20 protein-coding genes and 3 pseudogenes are annotated in these 21,662 nt (G+C 57.9%); 10 read left to right on the top strand and 13 right to left on the bottom strand.

The features are described 5' to 3' along the window. Positions 1–312 carry a hypothetical protein gene (locus FQ320_RS25855; RefSeq protein WP_187394037.1) on the bottom strand — a complete coding sequence of 104 codons (312 nt, stop codon included), beginning with the start codon at positions 310–312 and terminating at the stop codon, positions 1–3. Beyond that, positions 281–487 (bottom strand): annotated as a pseudogene (locus FQ320_RS22405) (transposase domain-containing protein); the annotation flags it as partial. The gene FQ320_RS25855 and the pseudogene FQ320_RS22405, both read right to left, overlap by 32 nt. A gap of 162 nt (positions 488–649) precedes the next feature. Between FQ320_RS22405 and FQ320_RS22400 the strand changes: the two are divergent. From FQ320_RS22400 to FQ320_RS22395, 3 genes are all read left to right on the top strand, one after another. After that, entirely contained in the window at positions 650–1,540 is an 891-nt protein-coding gene (locus tag FQ320_RS22400) for a tyrosine-type recombinase/integrase (protein WP_222861693.1), read from the top strand. Beyond that, on the top strand, positions 1,536–1,778 hold the full coding sequence (locus FQ320_RS26970) for a tyrosine-type recombinase/integrase (protein WP_370513101.1): 243 nt from the start codon (positions 1,536–1,538) through the stop codon (positions 1,776–1,778). The genes FQ320_RS22400 and FQ320_RS26970 overlap by 5 nt, the downstream gene beginning before the upstream one ends. 178 nt (positions 1,779–1,956) lie before the next feature. Beyond that, on the top strand, positions 1,957–2,844 hold the full coding sequence (locus FQ320_RS22395) for a tyrosine-type recombinase/integrase (RefSeq protein WP_148475524.1): 888 nt from the start codon (positions 1,957–1,959) through the stop codon (positions 2,842–2,844). Positions 2,845–2,931: 87 nt separating this feature from the next. Here FQ320_RS22395 and FQ320_RS22390 read toward each other — a convergent pair. Then, positions 2,932–4,318 (bottom strand): annotated as a pseudogene (locus FQ320_RS22390) (IS66 family transposase); the annotation flags it as partial. Positions 4,319–4,521: 203 nt separating this feature from the next. Next, positions 4,522–5,454: an IS5 family transposase gene (locus FQ320_RS22385; protein WP_148475523.1), complete on the bottom strand. Its 933-nt coding sequence runs from the start codon at positions 5,452–5,454 to the stop codon at positions 4,522–4,524. Positions 5,455–5,599: 145 nt separating this feature from the next. On the opposite strand from FQ320_RS22385, the pseudogene FQ320_RS22380 reads away from it, so the two are divergent. From FQ320_RS22380 to FQ320_RS22355, 6 genes and pseudogenes are all read left to right on the top strand, one after another. Next, positions 5,600–5,722 (top strand): annotated as a pseudogene (locus FQ320_RS22380) (integrase core domain-containing protein); the annotation flags it as partial. A gap of 214 nt (positions 5,723–5,936) precedes the next feature. Then, positions 5,937–7,211: a sugar ABC transporter substrate-binding protein gene (locus tag FQ320_RS22375; protein ID WP_148475521.1), complete on the top strand. Its 1,275-nt coding sequence runs from the start codon at positions 5,937–5,939 to the stop codon at positions 7,209–7,211. Positions 7,212–7,323: 112 nt separating this feature from the next. Further along, on the top strand, positions 7,324–8,187 hold the full coding sequence (locus FQ320_RS22370; protein WP_148475520.1) for a carbohydrate ABC transporter permease: 864 nt from the start codon (positions 7,324–7,326) through the stop codon (positions 8,185–8,187). Next, positions 8,184–8,993 (top strand): carbohydrate ABC transporter permease, encoded by an 810-nt coding sequence (locus tag FQ320_RS22365; protein WP_148475519.1) that lies wholly within the window; start codon positions 8,184–8,186, stop codon positions 8,991–8,993. The genes FQ320_RS22370 and FQ320_RS22365 overlap by 4 nt, the downstream gene beginning before the upstream one ends. A 12-nt stretch (positions 8,994–9,005) precedes the next feature. Further along, the gene (locus FQ320_RS22360) at positions 9,006–10,058 is read left to right on the top strand and encodes an NAD(P)-dependent alcohol dehydrogenase (protein ID WP_148475518.1); all 1,053 of its coding nucleotides are present in this window, start codon (positions 9,006–9,008) and stop codon (positions 10,056–10,058) included. Beyond that, positions 10,058–11,131 (top strand): ABC transporter ATP-binding protein, encoded by a 1,074-nt coding sequence (locus tag FQ320_RS22355; RefSeq protein ID WP_148475517.1) that lies wholly within the window; start codon positions 10,058–10,060, stop codon positions 11,129–11,131. Before FQ320_RS22360 ends, FQ320_RS22355 begins: the two co-directional genes overlap by 1 nt. 106 nt (positions 11,132–11,237) lie before the next feature. Here the strand turns inward: FQ320_RS22355 and FQ320_RS22350 are convergent, their stop codons facing one another. Continuing rightward, positions 11,238–11,798 carry a carbohydrate kinase family protein gene (locus tag FQ320_RS22350; RefSeq protein WP_148475516.1) on the bottom strand — a complete coding sequence of 187 codons (561 nt, stop codon included), beginning with the start codon at positions 11,796–11,798 and terminating at the stop codon, positions 11,238–11,240. 103 nt (positions 11,799–11,901) lie between these two features. Between FQ320_RS22350 and FQ320_RS26965 the strand changes: the two genes are divergently transcribed. Continuing rightward, positions 11,902–13,005, top strand: a complete 1,104-nt coding sequence (locus tag FQ320_RS26965; protein WP_370513098.1) for an IS6 family transposase — start codon at positions 11,902–11,904, stop codon at positions 13,003–13,005. Positions 13,006–13,142: 137 nt separating this feature from the next. Here the strand turns inward: FQ320_RS26965 and FQ320_RS22340 are convergent, their stop codons facing one another. The 8 genes from FQ320_RS22340 to FQ320_RS22305 form a co-directional block, all read right to left on the bottom strand. After that, positions 13,143–13,931: a polysaccharide deacetylase gene (locus FQ320_RS22340; protein ID WP_148475515.1), complete on the bottom strand. Its 789-nt coding sequence runs from the start codon at positions 13,929–13,931 to the stop codon at positions 13,143–13,145. A 30-nt stretch (positions 13,932–13,961) separates the two neighbouring features. Then, positions 13,962–14,978: a membrane dipeptidase gene (locus FQ320_RS22335; protein ID WP_148475514.1), complete on the bottom strand. Its 1,017-nt coding sequence runs from the start codon at positions 14,976–14,978 to the stop codon at positions 13,962–13,964. A gap of 33 nt (positions 14,979–15,011) precedes the next feature. Continuing rightward, entirely contained in the window at positions 15,012–16,010 is a 999-nt protein-coding gene (locus FQ320_RS22330) for an ABC transporter ATP-binding protein (protein ID WP_148475513.1), read from the bottom strand. Further along, the gene (locus FQ320_RS22325) at positions 16,007–16,996 is read right to left on the bottom strand and encodes an ABC transporter ATP-binding protein (protein ID WP_148475512.1); all 990 of its coding nucleotides are present in this window, start codon (positions 16,994–16,996) and stop codon (positions 16,007–16,009) included. The genes FQ320_RS22330 and FQ320_RS22325 overlap by 4 nt, the downstream gene beginning before the upstream one ends. A gap of 1 nt (position 16,997) precedes the next feature. Beyond that, complete coding sequence (locus tag FQ320_RS22320; RefSeq protein WP_222861690.1) at positions 16,998–17,870, bottom strand: ABC transporter permease; 873 nt, start codon at positions 17,868–17,870, stop codon at positions 16,998–17,000. After that, on the bottom strand, positions 17,867–18,847 hold the full coding sequence (locus FQ320_RS22315; RefSeq protein ID WP_148475511.1) for an ABC transporter permease: 981 nt from the start codon (positions 18,845–18,847) through the stop codon (positions 17,867–17,869). The genes FQ320_RS22320 and FQ320_RS22315 overlap by 4 nt, the downstream gene beginning before the upstream one ends. Positions 18,848–18,919: 72 nt before the next feature. After that, entirely contained in the window at positions 18,920–20,374 is a 1,455-nt protein-coding gene (locus FQ320_RS22310; RefSeq protein WP_187394035.1) for an ABC transporter substrate-binding protein, read from the bottom strand. A gap of 392 nt (positions 20,375–20,766) precedes the next feature. Continuing rightward, positions 20,767–21,621, bottom strand: coding sequence for a MurR/RpiR family transcriptional regulator (locus tag FQ320_RS22305; protein WP_187394034.1), 855 nt, complete (start codon positions 21,619–21,621; stop codon positions 20,767–20,769). Positions 21,622–21,662 lie beyond the last annotated feature (41 nt).

The raw sequence follows: 21,662 nt of genomic DNA, 5'->3' as shown, positions 1-21,662 counted from the left end.
TCAGATATGTCGAAACGGAAGCGATATCATCCAGAGTTGAAGGACGAGGAGACGGTCAGCGATTTGGCGTCCATCCAAAGATGATCCATCAATGGAGAGGTGCTTTGCTTTCAGGTTGGCGTGTTCGAACACGCCAGCCTGAAAGCTCCGAAGGTTGATCAGGACCAGGTTAAGGATCTTCACGCCAAAATCGGGGAGTTGGCCGCCGCCAACGATTTTTTGGCCAAAAAGCTCAATCCCTAGACCGGCAAATAAGGCGTAAGCGGTGCGCCGATCCCACCTATTTGACGTAATTCCACGGTAGCAGCTCATTGATCTGGCTTTGTTTGTGGCCTGCGACGATGGCTGTGGGCGTGTGGGCCAGATAGGTATGCGGATCGACACTGTTCAATTTGCAGGTCTCGATCAAAGAAGCGATGACGCCCCAGTTTGTGGCTCCGGCGTCGTGGCCAGCGAACAGCGCGTTTTTGCGTTTATGGAGAGGTCTCCATAACCGCAATTATGCCCACCAAGTGATTATGCGCAGTTCGCTGAGGGATGAACTTCAATTCCTACGGCTACACTGGACGAGAGTGGCCTCGTATAGAGCTTCGTTCTGAACATAATCCTGATCTTCTTGAAGGTTCGTTCAACCTGATAGGAGTTTACCATGTCCCAAGAGATCGTCATTCAGTCGCAGCCGCGATTGTGGTTAGAGGACAGCATTCTTCAGCCCTACGTTTCGCGCTACGGCGCACACCTGTGCCGCGGACGATATGCGCCGAGTTCGCAGCGTGTTTACCTATGCTGCGTTGCGCATTTTGCTTATTGGTTGACTGCGAAGCGGTGTAACCTGAGCGCGATCGGCGAGGCCATGGTCGCGCGGTTTCTGTTTGAACATCTGCCTGTATGCAGTTGCCCCTATCCGGTCCGTCGATTGCGCCACGAGCTGCGCGCTGCACTCGCCCAGCTGCTGGAAGTGCTGAGAGCCGAAGGCATGGGAGCGCAGGATCTCGCCTCCGACACGGCCGTTGCGCAAGAGCTGGCGCGCTTTGACAAACACATGCGCGATGTCTGGGGTTTGGCGGACAGCACCCGCCGTCAGCGCGGTCGCATCATTGGCGAGTTTCTGCTTGCCCATTTCAGCGACCAACCGGTCACGCTATCGAAGATCGGCGCCACCGCTGTCCGGCGCTTCGTCCTCGGCGAACACGGGCGCAGCCCCGGCACCATCCGCGTGATCGGCGGCGCTGTCGGTTGCTATCTTCGCTTCCGCAGCATGTCCGGCGACCGGGTCAGCGCACTGACAGCCGCCATTCCGCGGGCGGCCCACTGGAGATTGGCATCCTTGCCGGAAGTTCTCACCAACGCCGAGATCGATGAGCTGTTGCAGTCCTTCGATCAACCATTTCCGTCGCGCCGGCGAGCCTATGCGATGACGCGGTGTTTGATCGATCTCGGTCTGCGATCCAGCGAGGTAGTCAACCTGCGCCTCAAAGACATCAATTGGGCCGAAGGGACAATCTGCCTCATAGGAACCAAGGGGCGACGCGCCGATTGAGAAGGGGGTCGTCAAGCGTGCGGTCTTGGCGGGTTATCGAAGATGCGGATGGACCCGCACGCGTGTCCACATTCTGCGGCACAGCATGGCCAGTCGAGTTTTACGCACCGGCGTGCCCATGAAGGATATCGCCGATGTCCTACGGCACCGCAGCCTTGATACGTCTGCGATCTATGCAAAGGTCGATTTGACCAAACTCTCGGCAGTGGCCTTACCTTGGCCGGGGAGCGCGTCATGACCGCGCCCTGTACGCTGCTCTCTCAGGCCGAAGATTATCTGGCCGAACGCCGCGGGTTGGGGTTTGATCTGCGCATTCCGGGAGATCAGATAAGCGCTTTCGCCCGGTTCGTTGACGCGACAGGTCATACTGGTCCACTGACAATCCGCATCACCTTGGATTTAGAGACACGGTCCGCCTGTTGCTCAGCTTTGCGGAGTCCAAAATCGGTAAGGCTCCGACCAAATTGGCGTTGGTCGATCTCGACGCCCAGTTCATCCTCAGTTTCCTCGATTATCTGGAGAATGATCGCAAGAACGGCGCGCGCAGCCGCAACTCTCGTTGGGCGGCGCTCCGATCCTTCCTGAAGTATGCCGCCCACTACGACCTGACCGCACTCCCTGTGATCCAGCAAGCACTGGCTATCCCTATGAAGCGGTTTGACAAACCGGTACTGGGGTTTCTGTCGCGCCCAGAGATGCAGGCGATCCTCGAAGCGCCGGATCCTCAATCCTGGGCAGGTCAGCGGGATCGAGCACTCTTCAGTCTAATGTATAACACCGGTGCGCGCGGGTCGGAGGCCATAGGCCTGCGGGTCGGCGATGTTGTCATCGACCAGACGATGTCAGCACATCTTCACGGCAAGGGGCGAAAGGAACGTACCGTGCCGCTCTGGCGTTCAACCGCGTCGCTGATCCGGAACTGGAAACGCAGGCTGGAGGGTACAGCCGATGACAGGTTCCTGTTCCCAAGCCGAAGCGGGGAAAAGATGGCGCGCTCGAATGTCACACAGCGCTTCAAGCGTGCCGTTGCAACTGCGGCTGAGAGTCACCCACAACTCGCGCAACGTGCGATATCACCGCATACGGTCCGCCATACCACGGCAATGCATCTTCTGCAGTCTGGGGTCGACATCACCGTCATCGCACTCTGGCTGGGCCACGAAAGCCCCGCCACAACGCATATGTACCTCCAGGCTGACCTATCAATGAAAGAGCGCACACTTGATCGACTGCAACCCATCGGGGCGCGCCCCAGTCGGTATCGGCCACCGGATCAGTTGATGCAATTCCTTCAGAGCCTTTGAATTATGCGCAGTCCGTTGTGCTGGAAGTCGCCAGCGCGGCGGCACTTGCAGGCGCCTCCTCAGCGAACTGCGCATAATCACTTGGTGGGCATAATTTCGATTCAAAGCGATGGGCCGGATTGTGCGCTCGACGGCATTATTGTCCATCTCGATACGGCCGTCTGTCAGAAACAGGCACAGTCCATCCCAGTATTTTGCGATGTATTTGAGCGCTTCGCCCAGAGGGGCTTTGGCAGAAGGCCGCGCGCGATTGGTCGTGAGCCAGGCTTCAAATGCGGCGATCAATGGCGCTGACCGGTCTTGCCTTGCTGCCAGTCACGCCTCGGAGGTCAGGCCTCGGATATCCTTTTCGATCCGGTAGAGTGCAGCGATCTGTTTCAACCCGTCTTCGGCGATAGGGGCGGTGCCAGATTGTGCAACCTCATGCAGTTTGCGCCGCGCATGAGCCCAACAATAAGCGAGTGCAACTTGGTCATCGGCGCGTTTGAGCAAACGGTTATATCCAGCATAACCGTCCACTTGGAGGATGCCGGAGAAGCCTTTCAAAATGTCATCCGCATATTGGCCAGAACGCCCCGGCGCATAGGTAAAGGCGACGCCCGGTGGGGCTGCACCGCCCCAAGGTCGATCATCGCGGGCCAGCGCCCAGAAGTAGCCCGTTTTGGTTTTGCGCTTGCCAGGATCCAGCACTGGTGCGCGGGTCTCGTCTATTACCCGGCAGGCGATTGCACAGCAATCTGCCGAGAAGGCATAAATAACTTGGTGGAGCGCTTCAGATCGGTGATCAACGCATCAAAGACCGGACGGAGTTCGTAGGCCGCTTTGCCGACCCATCCCGCGAGGGTGGAGCGATCCAGATCGACCCCTTGGCGGCTGTAAATTTGCGCCTGACGATACAGGGGCAGATGATCTGCAATTTGGATACCAACACATGCGCCACTGTTGCCTCAGTGGGCATGCCGCCTGGGATCAGGTGCGCTGGTGCAGGCGCTTGCACAACACCATTGGTGCACGACCGGCAGGCATACTTCGGGCGGCGTGTAACGATTACACGGAACTGGGCGGGGACGATATCCAATCGTTCAGACGTATCCTTACCGATCACATGGCGCTCACCGCCGCAGCCGCAGGTCATGTTATCGGGCGCAATCATCTCTTCAATACGGGGCAAATGTTTGGGGAGTGAGCCACGATTGGTGTTGCGCGGTTTTGCCGAGCGCGATGCAGGCCGATCAAGCGCTTCGTCTTCAGCATGAACCACTGCCGTCGCGGTTTCGATGTCTTCAAGTGATAGCTCAAATTGTTCGGGATCGGCCTTCTCAGACCTTGCGCCAAACAGGGCGCGTTTGAAGTCAGATACCAGCTTTTCCAACTGATCAATACGATCCTGTTTGCGCAGATTTCGATCCTCTGAGGCGACAAGAAGCGCCTTCAGGGTCTCAACATCATTGGGGAAATCGGCAGGTTTTGACATGGGGTAAAACTATCACTTCGAGCACCTCAGCGCCCTTGTAAAAGCCCACCTGATTCACTCTGCCGCAGTGGGGGGACGCACCGACAAAGCCTTTACCTTGCGCCAGTCTAAACCCGAGAACAGCGCTTCAAACTGGGCGTGGTTCAAGGGGCATTGTTGCAGAACTCACGCTTGAGGTGTGAGTTCCCCTTTCCCCACTGACGTCATGCCACGCGAACGATCTCGGCGTTGCCGAGGGCCGAGAAGCGGTTCATGAGGGCGATGCGGATGTCGATTTCGGCGGTCTGTCGGTCGGGGTCTCTTGCGGCGATGCGCTCGCCGAAGGCTTTGAGGCAACGCATCTTCGCCTCGACCCGGCTGCGGGCGTGGTATCCTGTCCACCGCTTCCAGAACGCCCTGCCATAGTGCCGGGTCGCCCGCAGCGTTTCGTTTCGGACGCGTGCTGCCGGACAGTCTTCCTTCCACGGGCTCCCATTCTTGCGGATAGGGATGACCGGGACGGCGCCGCGTTCGATGATGGCGGTGTGGCATCGTCGAGTGTCGTAGGCCCCGTCGGCGGTCACGGTGCCGATTTGTTCGGTCTCGGGGAGCTGGTTCAGAAGGTCGGGCAGCACAGGGCTGTCGCCGTCGCGGCTGGGGGTGAATTCCACGGCGCGGATGTCGGACGTGGTCGTGTCCATGGCCAAATGCACCTTGCGCCACTGGCGCCGGCCCTGCACGCCATGCTTGCGGGACTGCCATTCGCCATGGCCGAGGAACTTGATCCCGGTGCTGTCCGCGAGCAGGTTCAACGGGCCGTCAGCATGGCGATACGGGATCTGCACCATCAGAGTCTTCTGCCTGCGGCACACGGTGGAAAAGTCAGGCACTGGCCAGTCCAATCCTGCCAGCCGGAGCAAGCTGGCCACCATGCCAGCGGTCTGCCGCAAAGGCAGCTTGAAAAGCACCTTGATCGACAGACAGAACTGGATGGCAGCATCGGAGAAGAGCGGCGGGCGACCGGGGAGCCCTTCATGCGGGGCGAGCCAGGCCATATCCTTGTCCACCCAGATCAGCAGCGAGCCCCGATTGCGCAGCACTGCATTGTAATTGGACCAGTTGGTCGTGCGGTAGCGGGCTGGTGATAGCTTGCTCATGCAGCCCGTATAAACGACTGGATTCACAATGTGAATCGTTCGCAACCTGAGTTGTGCAACAACGCCGCATTACGCCCGCCCAAAAACTGACGATGGTCGCGTAAGTTCTACGAATGCATCCCGTTAAAAATTGGGGAAATTAGCCCTACATGCTTGGGAGACCGGATCGGAGGCCGAGGTGGGCGTCAAAAAATGGATCGGGTTCAACAATCACAACCGACCACACTCAGCCCTTGGCGGCCAACCACCCGCTGTGGTCTACTGGTAGCGAATTGAAGCAATCAACCCCCATCAGCAGGTGCAAAGATTAGCTTTTTTACGTCACGTCCTGTCCAACGATTGGGGAGTAGCTCAGTCCCCGTTCCTGAAGTCTGGAGCCTAGTTGACGTGCTCCGACTGTTCAGCGAGACTCACCGCTTAAACGCATAGCCAATACTGTCCCAAAAAGGGCCGGTCGACTATGTTCATGGGAGGAGAGCTTGATGACCGTTGTTAAAAGCCGACTTGTGGCGACTACCGCTGTGTTCGCCTTTGCGCTGACCGGGGCGACAGTCGCATTCGCAGCAGATAAAGTTTGCACAGAAGATCTGCGCATCCTGTCGCAACCATGGGACGGGTTGACCACAACCGAAAAGTTCGCCGATGAATTCAAGGAATTGTCCGGCGTTGGTTTTCAGATCGATTATCTGAACGAAAATGACCGTCGTGCGAAATCGCGTGCAGATGCCTCGACCATTGGTCGTTACAACGTTTATTACATCGATGAGGCGAACCTCGCCCAGTTCGCTGCCGCCGACTGGATTGTGCCGATCACCGATTATTATCCGGCCGAATACGATTTCGAAGATTTCGACCCCGGTCGCCGTACCACCGCCACCTTTGACGGTAAAGTGTGGTTCGCCCCGATTACAGGCGGCGGAGATCTGATGGTGTATCGCACGGACCTTCTTGAGGCTGCTGACGTTAAGCCACCAGAAACGCTGGAAGAGTTGATGGTAGCCGTGGAAAAACTTCACGATCCAGACAATGGTGTTTATGGAATCTCCTTGCGCGGTGGGCGAGGCTCCGGTGCCAACGTCTGGCGCTGGATGCCCTATTTCAAAGGTATGGGTGGCGAATGGTTTGTGGACGGCAAGCCAGCCTTCAACAATGAGGCCGGCATCAAGGCGACCGAAACCTATCTGAAGCTGTTCGAATATTCGCCACCGGGCACCCAAACAGGATCGTGGGATGAATCGACCGGCGCTTTCAACTCAGGTCAGGTTGCCCTTATCATCGAATCCGCGCCACTGGGCGCGATGACGCTTGATCCGGATGTGTCGTCCGTCAGCGACAAGGTCGCCTTCGGAATCCCTCCCAAACCGCTGACTGGGGGCGGCTATGCCCATGGCTTCGCCGTCGGGGTTAAGGCGAACAAAACGGAAGAAGCGAAAAAATGCGCCGCCCTCTGGATCGGCTGGGCCACGTCGAAAGAAAACGAAGAGCGTCGCTTTGAGGTCGGACAACCGGGTGAATTGAACCGCACCTCGATCTTCAAGTCCAAAGCATTCGCCGAAAAGTTCGGAACGGAACTTCCAGCCGCTCTGGAAGCGACTGCGGCAGTGACGGCGGTGAATTTCTGGCAGAACCCGAAATGGCCTGAACTGGGCGACCGCTGGGGCATCATCCTGGAGGAGCTGATCACTGGTCAACGTGACGATATCCCAGCCGCGCTACAAGAGCTTGAGGATTTCGCCAATACACTGACCGCCGGCTGATCCTTCCCAAAATGAAATCTGTCGGCCCCGTCGCCTTTTTTGCTGCGGGGCCGACATGACCGGATAGCGGTGGAGTTTGTGCCACCCATCGTCGCCGAGGAAATTTCCGACCATGCGGATTCGCAACACGCTCCCCTATACCTTTCTTGTTCCGACTGTCCTGCTGTTGATAGTTTTGGCGTTCACGCCTTTGATCTATGCGGTCATGGTTTCGTTCACTGACCGGACCCTGTTCGAGCCGACTTCAAGCTGGGTCGGGTTCGAGAATTACAGCAAGTTACTGGGCGATCGGCGTTTCGTGAGCTCGGCATGGGTCTCGTTGAAATGGGAGGTGGTGACCGTCAGCGCGACGATGCTGCTTGCGGTCGGTTTGGGCGTACTGATGTTTGAAACCGCGTCGCGCCGGCAACGCGCATTTTTTTCGTTGGTGTTTCTGGTTCCGGTCCTGTTGCCCCGGGTCTGCGCCGCCTTCGTCTGGAAATTTGCGTTCCACCCGCTTTACGGCATCATCACCTTTCCTTACCGCGCGATCACCGGCAGACCGCTTGACGTTCTGTCCGATCCCAATTCCGCGCTTTTGGCGGTGGCTTTTGTGGATGTATGGCAATGGGGCTTTTTCTTCGCCGTGATAGTGTTGAAACTGCTTGAATCGTTACCGCCGCAGCCGATCGAAGCGGCCCGCCTGGACAACGCCAAGCCATGGGAAATCCACTTCTACATCACCCTGCCGATGCTGAAGGCACCGCTTGTCAGTCTGGCATTGGTCAAGGCAATCGAATCCCTGCGCTCGTTTGATCTTATCTATGTGATGACGCGTGGCGGGCCCGGAATCGCGACCGAAACTCTTGATATGTACGCCTTCAGTCAGGGCTTTATTGAATCGGGTAACATCGCCTATGCCTCGGCCATCGCCGTAATAATGCTGATCGCCACCATTGTGATTTTCACAGTCATCTGGAAAAGGGTGAACCGATGAAAAGCAATTTCTTTGGACAGACCATTTTGTGGCTTTTCGCACTGATCGTCATCGTTCCGCTGGGCTGGACCCTGCTGAACGCGTTCAAGGTCAACGCTGATCTGCTGACCCCGGTGCCAAAGTTGTTCTTCTCGCCGACGCTGGAAAACATGGCCTATGTGCTGGGCCGTGACAGCGTATTTGCCGCGTTGATCAATTCACTGATCGTCTGTCTTTCGGCGGTCGCGATCGGGCTGGCGCTGGGGTTGCCGGGTGCCTATGCTATCGCCCGCCATCCCAATCGCATCACGAAAGAGATTCAGTTCTTCGTGTTGTCGCTGCGGTTTTTGCCGCCAGTTGCTGTGGCGATCCCATTGATGGTGATCTGGCTGAACCTAGGGATCTATGACACCCGGATCGGCATGATCATCGCCTATTCGTTGATCACGATCTCGATCACGATGTGGCTTGGCATTCCCAGCTTTGTCAGTGTGCCGCGTGAGGTAGAAGAAGCCGCGCGCATCGACGGCTATGGACCATATGCGGTGTTCTTCTGGGTTGCGCTGCCGGTAGCGGGCAAATCCCTTCTAGGAGCGCTGGCCTTCAGTTTCATTCTAGTTTGGAACGAATTCCTGCTGGCGCTGATGTTGACGACCGCGGATGCCAAGACTTTGCCGATCATCGCATCGGAGATGTCGCAGATGGGCATGAACGTGCCTTGGGGCGTCCTGAACGCGGCGGTTGTGCTGCTTTCTCTGCCACCGTTGATGCTGCTCGGACTACTGAGCGGGTTTCTTAATCGCGCCTTCGCGCAGAAAACACGTTGAGAGGTTGGCAAAATGCCCCAAGCCCTTGTTCTGGAACGTATCGGTGAATTGGCGATCCGCAATGTGGACCTGCCCCAAGACGTCGGGCCGCATGATATAAGGATAGAACTGCACACAGTCGGCGTTTGCGGAAGTGACGTACACTATTACACCCATGGCCGGATCGGTGATTTTGTGGTGAACGCACCGATGGTTCTGGGCCACGAAGGCTCCGGCACTGTGACAGAAGTGGGCAGCGCCGTCACAGGGTTGCAGGTGGGTGATCGCGTCTGCATGGAACCGGGCGTGCCCGATATGTCGTCGCGCGCGACCAAGTTGGGGATCTATAACGTGGATCCGGCGGTGTCGTTCTGGGCGACGCCGCCCGTCCACGGAATCCTGACGCCGTCCGTCGTGCATCCCGCTGCTTTCACTTTCAAACTGGCCGATAATGTCAGCTTTGCTGAAGGCGCCATGGTCGAACCTTTTGCCATCGGCATGCAGGCCGCAACCCGCGCGCGGATCGTGCCCGGCGATGTGGCGGTCGTGATCGGTGCCGGACCGATCGGCATCATGGTGGCTTTGGCGGCCCTCGCAGGGGGCTGCGCGCGGGTTATCATTGCAGACGTCAGCGCCGAAAAACTGGCCATCGCGGAAGGCTATGACGGAATCACCGCAGTCAACGTTGCCCAGACCGGCCTTGTCGATGCGGTGATGCAAACGACGTCTGGCTGGGGCGGCGACGTCGTGTTTGAATGTTCGGGCAATCCGCGGGTTTACGGTGACGCGATACGCGCGGTACGTCCTGGCGGCTGCATGGTTCTGGTTGGTCTTCCGCCAGACGCCGTGCCCTTCGATGTCAGCGCCGCCTGCGCGCGCGAATTGCGAATTGAAACTGTGTTCCGTTATGCCAACGTGTTCGACCGGGCGCTGGAGCTGATTGCGTCGGGCAAAGTGGATCTTAAGCCGTTGATTTCCGATACCTTCCCGTTTGAACGCAGCGTCGAGGCTTTCGAGCGCGCCGCCGAAAGTCGTGCAGGCGACATCAAGGTTCAAATTCGAATGAAAGCGGAAGGGCAGGACTGATGGCCGGAATCCTCTGTCGGAACATTCGCAAGAAGTACGGCGAAGTTCTTGTTGTTCCCGATTTCAACCTTGAGGTGACCGATCAGGAATTCATCGTCTTTCTTGGCCCGTCGGGCTGCGGAAAATCGACGATGCTGCGCATGATGGCGGGCTTGGAAACGATCACCGATGGCGAACTGCTGATCGACGATATCGTCGTGAATGACCTTGAACCGCGCGATCGCGGCATCGCCATGGTGTTTCAGAACTATGCACTTTATCCGCATATGACGATCCGGGGCAACATCGGCTTTGGCCTCAAGCGATTGAAGGTGCCAGCCGCAGAAATTGAGCGCCGCATATCGGACGTAACTGAGGTTCTGGGCCTGCACCCCTATCTTGATCGCAAGCCAACGGAACTGTCGGGCGGTCAGCAACAGCGTGTCGCCATCGCCCGCGCGATGATCAAGACGCCGAAGGTGTTCCTGTTTGACGAGCCATTGTCAAACCTCGACGCAAAGCTGCGTGCGACCATGCGCGAAGAAATCGCCCGCCTTCACCGCAAGCTGCGCACGACGACCATCTATGTCACTCATGACCAGATGGAGGCGATGACTCTGGCCGACCGGATCGTGCTGATGAAGGACGGCAAGGTCGAACAGGTGGGAACGCCGGAAGAGATCTATGAAACGCCACGGACCCATTTTGTCGCCGGGTTCATCGGCACCCCGGCAATGAATTTTCTAAACCTGCGGCGCGACGGCAGTGCATTGTGCGGTGACGGAATTGACCTGACGCTGGATCTGTCGCGTTTTAACGTGGGCAAAGGGCAGAATGTAATCCTCGGCGTACGTCCTGCGAACCTGCAGATGGCGACTTCGGAAGGTCCGCAGGTATTAAGCGGGACGACTGACCTGATCGAATATCACGGCGATCAGGTTCTGATCAGTTTTGATGTGGGGTCGCACCGGATTCACGCCTTTGTGCCGGCCCGCGAACGACCCAAGGAAGGTGTCGGCGTCAAATTTTCCCTGAACCCCGCCGAAGTTCACCTGTTCGACAGCGAAACCGGTCTGTCGCTTCTACGGGTATGACCCGCGGGTGCGGTGCCATAGTGAACAGCCTGTTGCACCAGTCTGATGATGGCGCAATGACCGGCTGAATCGAATGGGGTTGGCTGCAACCTTCAACAGTCCGAGCTCAGGTTTGAATTGCCGGGTTCCACCCGGATTCCTCGGCCAGTGTCAGGCACTGTTGCATGAAAACCATGGCGCCATAGGTATCAACGGACCTTAGCGAGGCAGTGGCGGAAGCGTGGGCCAACCTTAACGATGCGGCAAGCGAAAGTTCTTTGTTCAAACCACAGAAAAATCCGGCCGCAAAGGCGTCGCCCGCACCGTTCGTTCCGACGACGGTTTCGGGGCGCACCTTCACCGAAGGCTGGGTGGTCAACTCACCGGAATCCCGGATGGCAACTGCGCCTTCGGGGAAATGCACGGCCACAAGTTTCATCCGGCCTTGTGCCAGTACCAGCCGAGCGGCTTCGATCACCGCCTTGATCCGGGACCGCCCGGTGTCCGACAGAGTATCCATCTGGGAAAGCGCGCCGATCTCATAGTCGTTAACGACAAGGTAATCCAAATGCTCAAGACATGGGGTGACCGCCTGGCGGATTGCCTCGGGCGATACTGTTGAGCGACAACCATCTTGGCCGGTTCCGACAACCACCTTGGCCGGTGGGGCTGAACGGAAGACGGGCATGCCCGTCTGGAGGGCAGCCCCACCGGCCTGATTGATTTCTGGGTTGGGTGCTCGCTGCGGGTTGGTAAGCCGGGTTCTTCTGCCGTCAAACGGAGGATCCGGGTTGGCCTACAAACCCATCACCGACCAGCAATTGAGATTATATATGACCGACCTCCAAAATCACAGTCAGCGCACAGCGGCTGCCCGTGCCGGGTTCAGCGAACGGACCGCCCGGCGCTTCGATGCCGACCCGACACCGCCCTCAAAGCGCAAGATCGCCCGCGGGCGCACGGTGGCCGATCCCCTTGAAGTCTATTGGGAGACCGACCTTCTTCCCCTGCTAAAGAAGGACAGCGCGTTGCAGGCCGTCACCCTGTTGCGCCACCTTCAGAGCGAGCATCCACTGGCCTTCCCCGACGATCGTATTCGGCGCACGCTGGAGCGGCGGGTGCGGCAGTGGCGGGCGCTGAACGGTCCCGAGCGCGACATCATCTTCCGCCAGACCCCGGAGCCCATGAGAATTCTCACCGATATGCCGCGCCTGAAGGGCTTTCCATATCCACGTGAGATCATTGCTTATGCTGTTTGGGCGTATCATCGCTTCGCCCTGAGCACGGCCGACGTTGAAGGCCTACTGGCGGAGCGGGGTGTGCTTGTCAGCCGGGAAGCGATCCGTCTTTGGGTTAACCGCTTCGGGTGGCACTTCGCGGATTGCATCCGGCGTGACCGACCAAGACCGAACGACAAGTGGCACCTGGACGAAGTCGTGATTGCCATCCGTGGGCTGAAACATTGGCTGTGGCGCGCAATCGACGCTGACGGAGATGTGCGTGGGTATTCTCGTGCAAACGCGCCGGAATGCAAAAGCAGCAAACGGTTCTTCCAAAGATTGGCCGCAAGGTTCGGCGAGCCGCGCGTTGTAATCACGGACAAGTTGCGCAGCTACATCAAGCCAATCAAGACGTTAGCCTCGTCAGCGGATCACCGGGCCCACAAGGGTCTGAACAACGCGATCGAAGAAACGCACCGGCCGACCCGAAAACGAGAGAAGATCTTCGGCAAGTACAAATCCCACCAGCATCCTCAGAAGTTTCTGTCTTCAAATGACCAAATCAACCTGATCCTTCGCCCCCGCCGCTATCAACTCGCAGCAGCCTCATACCGCCACGCCCACTCAGATGCTTTCAACCTCTGGGCCGACTACACCGCTGAAATGGCAACATGATCCTGTCTTTTCCAAGTTTCACAAGCTGACGCCAACAACTTGGCAATATCTGCGCGCAGCACATGTGTCAAAATGCCGGTCCAGATTTACACGAACGTGAAGGATTAGATGGGAGCGCTAACAGCCTCGCACTGAGATCAGCTAACCGCTTTCGATACTTCGCAGCAGGTCATGATGCGGACTCTGCTCCGCGATTTCATGTGTTTCAGAATGCGGTCCAGCATCTTAAGGCGACTGGGATGTGCCATCAATTGAACATGCAGCGTCAATTGAAAATAGGTGCCGGGCCAATCATAGGTTGCGTCGAATTCATCCATCCAGATCGTCTCAACTTCTGTCACCGGGCGCACCCGGCGCTGTATATCGCCACCATAAAGGAAATACGGCGCGTCCGCGAGATGCCAGTGAACCGGCAGTTCAATCACTGGCGTTGGCGCACCGTTCTTCAGATGGCGGTAAGGGCGCAGGCTATCCTGAAAATTGCAGGATACCTCGACACCCTCATCGACCAGGTAATCCAGCGTGTGCGCCGACCACTCCCAAGACGCCGAACGCCAGCTTGTCGGGCGAACGCCGCTGTGACGTTCGACAGCTTCAATTCCGCGCACCAGTTCGTCGCGTTCCTGCGCGGGCGTCAGGCCCATGACCGGCAGGTGATTATAGGTGTGGCTGCACAGTTCGTGGCCGCGGTCATGCAACAGCTTGACCGCGCCCGGGTAGCGGTCAGCGGTGATGCCCGGTACAAAGAAGGACGCCTTTGCATCATTGGCATCCAATAGATCAAGCAGAGGATTCAGCCCTTCGCGGATCGCGTAACTGCCGGTGGACAGCAGAACCGGACGGTCCCTGTTGGCAGGGCTCTTGCTGAGCCAGATTGCTTCGGCATCAAGGCAGATACCAAGAACAACGGGAAAAATGTCAGCCATCAGAGTAACTTTCGTAACACGATCGGCGGCTCACCCGACGAAACGCTTGAAATGATTGAACCAGTTTCCGCCCAGAATGGCGGCGACCTGATCTTCGCTATAACCACGGTCGATCAGTCCCTGAGTAAGATTGGGAAGCTGCTCGATCCGAGTCAGGCCGTCGGGATAGGTCTGGGTCATGAATTCATCGACCGTTCCGAAAATGTCGGGGCGATAGGTGCGCCAGCGCCGCGACATCGGCAATATCTCTCCGCTGGCCTTGTAGCCGGTGGTGAAGTCCAGCCCGATACCGATATGATCGGTGCCGATCACGTCGCGGTAATGATCGCAGTGGTTCAGCATATGTTCAAGCGTCGGCGCCGTGGGGTGAACCGATTTGGGCAGACCACACAGACCGACGACACCGCCCTTAGTTGCGATTGCCTTAGCTGTCTCATCCTTGGTGTTGCGGTCGTTGGCGTTCAGGGTATAGGCGTTGGAATGGGTGCAGACCGGCACACGCGCCAATTCGGTCGCCTCTGCGCGGGCACTGTGGCCGCTGTGCGAGAGGTCAAGGATCAGCGGCAAACCGTTGATGACCTCGATCGCCTCTTTACCAAGAAACGTCAGCCCGGCATCGCGATGTTCACCGCAACCATCGGCAAGCAGCGTCGGGCCGGTATAGGCCAGCCCGAAATAGCGCATGCCAAGGCGGTGCATCAGCGTGATCCGTTCAAGCCGGTCCTCGATCATGGATGATCCTTGGGTGCCGAGAATGACGCCCAGCTTGCCCTCGGATTTGGCCTTTTCGATATCGGCGGCGCAGGTGACAAGGTGCAGAAACTCGCTTTTCTCGACCTTTTCCAGCCCGGTTTCGATATTGGCGACCATCGCGCCCCAATCGTTTTCCGAACCAAAGGTCACGTTGCAGGCGTTGACCCCGCCCTCGATGCACTGCTGCGCGTATTTGTCGTCAAGAACATAGAACAGCGACAGGCAGTCGAACACCATCGTGTTCTTGGTAAATGCAATTGCCTCGGCGCTGGCGGTTATGGGGGCTGGTGACATCTGAATCTCCATATTGGGTATGATCTTGCAAGGTCAGGTCGCCGTCAGTTCCGGCATTTCTTCGGCCCGGTGACAGGCCGTCTTAAAGGCGCCGACAAGGCGCAGCGCCGGTGTTTCGTTGCGGCAGCGGTCAATGGCCAGCGGACAGCGCGGATGAAAATGGCACCCTTTCGGCGGATTGATCGGCGATGGAACCTCGCCTGTCAGCGGAATACGCTTACGCGCCCGGGCGGCCACCGGATCCGGGATCGGGCTGGCCGCCAGAAGCGACTGTGTATAAGGGTGCGTTGGGCGCTCGAAAAGATCCTGGGTCGATGCCTCTTCGACGACCCGGCCCAGATACATGACCAGCACATGATCGGCCAAAGAGCGTACCACACCCAGATCATGGGAGATAAACAGATAGGCCAGCCCAAGATCTTGCTGCAACCGGCGCATCAGCGTCAGCACCTGAGCCCGGATCGAAATATCCAGCGCCGATACCGCCTCGTCCGCGACGATCAGATCGGGGCGCACGGCGATGGCGCGGGCGATGCCGATACGTTGCCGTTGGCCGCCCGAAAACTGGTGCGGATAACGGTTAAGGAACGCCGCACCAGGACTTAACCCCACCATATCCAGCAGGCGAATGCATTCGGCCTGATACTCGGTCTTGGGCACAACCGCGTTCGCCCGCAACGGCACCGCAAGCGATTGCAGCACCGTGCGACGCGGGTTCAGCGACTCGTAAGGGTCCTGAAACACCATCTGAACCCTGCTTCGGAACTCGGGCGTTCGCCCTTTTCCGTGTTCGGTCACATCCTTGCCGTTCAGGGTGATGCGCCCGTCGCTGATGTGGTTCAGACCAAGAATGGTGCGGGCCACGGTGGTCTTGCCACAACCGGATTCACCGACCAACGCCACGACCTTGCCATTGGGAATGGCAAAACTGATATTGTCGACAGCCTTGACCGACCCGGGAGATCTGCGGAACGCGCCGGAATTGACTGGAAAGTGAACCTTCAAGCCTTCAACCCGCAATAGTTCGCTCATGCCCCCTCCTCCAGCAGCAGACAACGGGCGCGCTGCGCATTTCCCATATCGGTAAAGCCGGGATGTTCTCGCGCGCAACGCTCGATAGCGACGGGGCAGCGCGGGTGAAAACGACACCCCTTGGGCGCATTGGCCAGGTTGGGCGGCACCCCAGCAATCGTCTCGAACACCTCGGTGCGGCGATCAACCGATAGCGACGATTTCAGCAGCGCCTGCGTATAGGGGTGCTTTGGCGCCGCAAAAAGATCAAAGACGCTGGCCTCTTCGACGATCTCGCCGGCGTACATTACATACACCCTGTCGACATATTCCGCGACCAGACCCATGTCATGGGTGATCAACAGCATCGAACTGCCCAGTTCGCGCCGCAGATCCGCCAGAAGATCCATGATCTGGGCTTGAATCGTGACGTCCAGCGCTGTTGTCGGTTCGTCCGCAATCAACAGTTCGGGTTTGCAACTGATGGCCATGGCGATCAGTATCCGTTGGCGCATTCCTCCGGACAGTTGGTGCGGATAGTAACGCATCACCTGCGCCGGGGCAGTGATGCGCACGCGCTCCAACGATTCCAGCGCCAGTTGGCTCGCCTCTGCCTTGGTCAGGACATTGTGAACCCGGATTGCCTCGGTCACTTGATCGCCGATACGCATCACCGGATTAAGGAACGTCAGCGGATCCTGAAAGATCATCGCCATCTTGCGACCGCGCGCCTTGCGCATCTCGGCATCGTCCTGTGTTGCAAGATCAACGCCGTCGAACGTCACGGATGTCGGCGGTGAAAGCCGTGCGACGGACGGCAGCAATCGCATCAGCGATAGTGCGGTCAGGCTCTTGCCGCATCCGGATTCACCGACCAGCGCGACCGCCTCGCCCCGGCCAATGGTGATTGATACATCGCTCACCGCGTCAAACTCTGACGTATCCGTACGCAGGGTTGTGGTCAGCCCGCGAACGCACAGCAATGGTGCTGTAGCATGGTCTGTCATTTCATCGCTCCCGCGAGCGGGGGCTGAACACATCGTTCAGACCATCCCCGACAATGTTGATAGCAAGAACCGCGATGGCAAGCGCAACACCCGGAAACAGGGTTGCCCACCAAGCGGCGCGCATAATCTGCTGCGCCTGCTGCAACATCATGCCCAGCGATATCTGGCTGGGATCGCCGACGCCCAGATAGCTGAGGCCCGCCTCAAGCAGCATCGCCTGCCCCACCTGCAGCGTGGCGTTCACAATCACCGGCGCCAGCGCATTTGGCAGAATTTCTACAAACACCAGCCACATCGCACCTGCCCCGCACACCCGCGCTGCATCGACAAACTGCCTGCTGCGCAGGGTCAGAAATTCGGCGCGCACGATCCGGGCCAGTTCGGGCCAGGACAAAAGCGATATGGCAAGGATGATGTTCACCAGGTTCGCCCCAAAGAACGACACCAGTACGATCGCGAGAAAGAACCGTGGAATGACCTGAAACACTTCGGTGACGCGCATTATTACGTCATCGATCCAGCCAGTGAAATATCCCGAAAGCGCACCCACCGTGATGCCGACAAATGTGGCGATGAACGCGGCGGCAAGTCCCACCAACAACGATGTTCGCGTGCCCAACAGAACCCGACTGAAAATGTCGCGGCCCAATTCGTCAGTGCCCAGCCAATGAGGCGCACCCGGCGGCGCCATGACCGGCCCCGCCGTAGTGGAATAGGGCGAAAACGGTGCAATCCATGGCCCCAGCAGCGCCAGAACCGCCAGAATCACAATCAGAACAAGCCCGAACACCGACATGCGGTTGCGCCGGAAAATGCGCCATGCGCTTGGCATTTCGGCAACTTCAGTCGCGGCAAGTGGTTCGACAACGCTCATGAGTAAGTCACCCGTGGGTCAATCAGCGCATAAATGATATCCGTCAGCACATTGGCCAGGATCACCATCAGCGACAGGAATGTGAAAAGACCCAGCAGCACCGGATAGTCGCGGGCATTGATCGCCTCGTACAGCAGCCGCCCGGTGCCCGGCCATGCGAACACCGTCTCGGTCAAGACCGATCCGGCCAGCATGAACCCAAAGTTGAGGCCGATCACCGTCACCACCGGCAGCATTGCGTTGGGCAGCGCGTGACGGCGAACGACACTTGCTTCGCTCAGCCCCTTTGCGCGGGCTGTGGTGCAGAAGTCCAGTGTCAGTGTCTCCTGCATCTTTACGCGTGTCAGGCGATAGATCAGCGTCAGGTGATAAACCGAGTATGTAATTGCCGGAAGCGCCAGGTGATGCATCAGATCGGCAAACCGAGCCCATCCGTGGCTGGGCACCCGAAGCGAGAACATCCCCTGCACCGGAAACCATTGCAGTTGAACCGCAAAGATCAGCAGCAGGATTTGCCCGAGCCAGAACACCGGCATGGAGTACCCGGCAAGCGCGATAAAAGTCACGGCATTGTCGCTTAGGGAATAGGGCCGCCGCGCGGCGAACACACCCAGCATGATTCCAAGAAAGCTGGAAAAGACGAGCGCTGTGCCCATCAACAGCAAGGTCGCCGGCAATCGGCTGAGGATCAGCCCGGTCACATCCTGACGATAGCGCATTGAATACCCCAGATCGAAATGCGCCGCCTTCCAGAGATAGATTCCGAGCTGTTGAACCAATGGCTTATCCAGCCCGAATTCGGCGCGCAGCTCGGCAATGTATTCTTCGCTCGTCTCCATCGAACCGGTCAACACATCCACCGGATCTCCGGGCGCGGAGTGTATGAGGAAGAAATTGACGATGAGGATAATGACGATCATCGGGACAGCCTGAAGCAGGCGGCGCAAAGCGTAGAGGAGCAGACGCGTTCCCGTCATTTGTTCGGTTCCCGATATTCGAGGCAAGGGCAAATGAATTGCGGTCCGGCAACGACGCCGGACCGCCAGGTATCACTCTTCGAAGTAGGTGCCTTCGCGGCTCTGGATATAGCCAAAGGGTGTCGTGATCACGTCTTTGAACCGGTCGGAGACCAGATTGACCACCGGTATCTCGAAAAGCGGCAGGGCAGGCATGTCTTCGAACAGGATTGTCTGCGCATCTCTCCACATTCCGGCCCGCTTTTCGCGATCAATCTCACCGGACTCCGTGTCAAAGATATTGTCCAACTCGGGGTTGGAATAGCCCATCGAATTGACGAACGGGATCTTCTTGATCTGTTCGGAATGATACCGCGGGCGAACGCTGATCGCGGGATCCGGGCCGGTGGTGAAAAGTTGATTCGCCAGATCAAAATCCCACTGGCGCATCACCTTCTCGATGAAAGAAGTGCGGTCGGACATTTCGACAGTGACACCAATCCCCACCTGAGCCAGATTATCCTTGATGATCTCATCGGCACGGCCTTCGTAATCCCGCCCCGACGCAAGAGCGATGCGCAGATCAAATCGTTTGCCATCAGCATCGCGCGGAAAGCCAGCGTTGTCGAGCAGTTCGTTGGCCTTGTCCAGATCGACCGACCGATAGACATCGGTGCTCCCGTCAGAGACCCATGAAAGGCCGCTGTTGATGAAACTGTGAGCGACCTTGCCCTCGCCGAACACTGCTTTCTCGACGATTTGCTCGCGATCAATGGCCCAAGCCAGTGCATGACGGACATCCTTGTTGGCAAGCGGGCCACTGCGCATGTTCATCAGCAGAAACTCGTTGGTTGCAGCCCCTTCGCCGCCCCGTTCGATCACCCGGAATTTGTCGTCTTTTCTGAAGCGCGCCACCTGATCGAATGGCACGATATACATATGGAGGAAGTCCACTTCGCCTTGCTCGAACGCAAGCAGTCGGGACGCGGCATCGGGCAGGAACTGCAAGATGATCCGGTCAAGATATGGTAACCCTTCCTTGAAATAATCAGGGTTCCTCTCCAGTTCGATGTGGCTGCCGCGGTTCCATGCGACGAACTTGAATGGCCCGCTCCCGATCGGCGCGAAGTTGGCGGGGTTTGTCTTGGGGTCCGTGCCTTCATAGATATGCTTGGGCATCATCAGAGTGCCAGAACCCAGCGTATTGCCGATGATCGTCATGAAGGGCGCATAGGCCGCCTTTAGTGTGATCACAAAGGTGTGCTTGTCCGTTGCGACGGCGCTTTCAACGTTTGGCCACCATGACCCGGCGCGGGGGTGCGCAACGGCGATGATATCGTTGAAGGTATATTCGATATCCTCGGCGGTAACCGGCACCCCGTCATGCCATTTGGCATCTTCGGCCAGATGGAAGGTATAGGTCCGTCCGTCATCGGAAATATCCCAGCTTGTCGCCAGATCGGGTTGCGGGTTGAAATTGAAATCCAGTGATACCAGACCGTTGAAAATGTTCGACGCGACCATGAGCGCGACCGTATCGGTCGCCAAATGACCAGTTGCTGTGGCTGGCTCTCCTTCCAGCCCGATGATGAATGTGCCCCCTTGGGAAGGCGCGGCGCTGGCTGTCCCCCCTGGCACCACGACGCTTGTCAACGCGAATGCAGTAATAAGTGACAGAAGACGTAACACGGTGTTCACCTCGCTGTTCGGGTTTCGTGCGGATAGTTCAGAGTTCCGTCACGATCTCTGGGGCCCTTGCCAATTGATAAGGCCGGTTATGGATCTTGACTTGCGCATGGCCGAACAACGGCTACGCAGGTATTGCCCCACCCCTGAACCAAACGCTACATTCTTATCTACAACCGTGTCAATTGTAATATAACATTAACCAAGACCTTCGAGGTTGCCGACCGATAAATCGGCGTGAAATCCGTCTGGCGTCATTCGAAATAGGCTCCGCTTTGAAGGCGCAACTTTTCGACTGTCTCGATCCGCTTGATCGCGGCGCCCTGACTCCCCGCCACGGCGCAAGCCAAAAGCGCCTCGGCCACCGCAGCGATCCCGACAACGGACGGATAATAATGCGGGCTCGCCGTCGGGGCGAACAAACAGTGGTTGACCAGCGTGGCAAACGGAGAACTGCGCCTGTCGGTAATCGCCATCGTCTGCGCGCCCGCCTCGTTGGCATAGGTCAGCGCGTTCACCGCCACCTTTGCGTAGGGCGAAACGGCAATGATCAACACCGCATCCTTTGGTCCGATCAGACTGAGCGTTTCCAGCACCGTCGCAGTGCCAGGCCGAGCAGTGCGCAATCCCCGGAACGCGATTCCGCCGGTGTTTTCCATATGTGCTGCAATCCAGTACATCGAACCGGCAGCAACAAGATGCGTCGTCTCGGCGGTGCGCAGAATCGTAGCCATTTCCTTGAATGTCTCGGGGGCGTTCTGGGTCATCGCGCTTGTCACGTTGTCCAACGCCGCCACCTTCAGACGGTCGATCAGCGGGCTTCCCACGCCCGTCCCGCTGCCCATCAAAGCCCCTGCCCTTGACGAAAAACTGTTGCCAGCGATTTCATTCTGAAAGCAGGCTTTGAAATCTTCGTAACTGTCGAACTCCAGATGTCGTGCCAGCCTCAGCATGGTTGGCGACGACACACCACATTCGACTGCAACCCCACGCATTGATCCAAAGGCAATCCTGTCCGGGTTATCCAGAGCGTATTTTGCTGCCACCTTCAGTTTTGTCGGAAGTTCGGCAAGCTCGGCAGTCAGCCGATCGAGAATGCTGTGTGACATGATACCTCGCAGTAACGGATGTACCATTCGTTACTTGTTTC

Origin of the sequence: Oceaniovalibus sp. ACAM 378, from assembly GCF_008085915.1 — a bacterium.
GTDB lineage: Bacteria > Pseudomonadota > Alphaproteobacteria > Rhodobacterales > Rhodobacteraceae > Oceaniglobus.
Note: the sequence above shows the minus strand (reverse complement) of the source record. Positions and strands in the feature narration are given on the sequence as shown.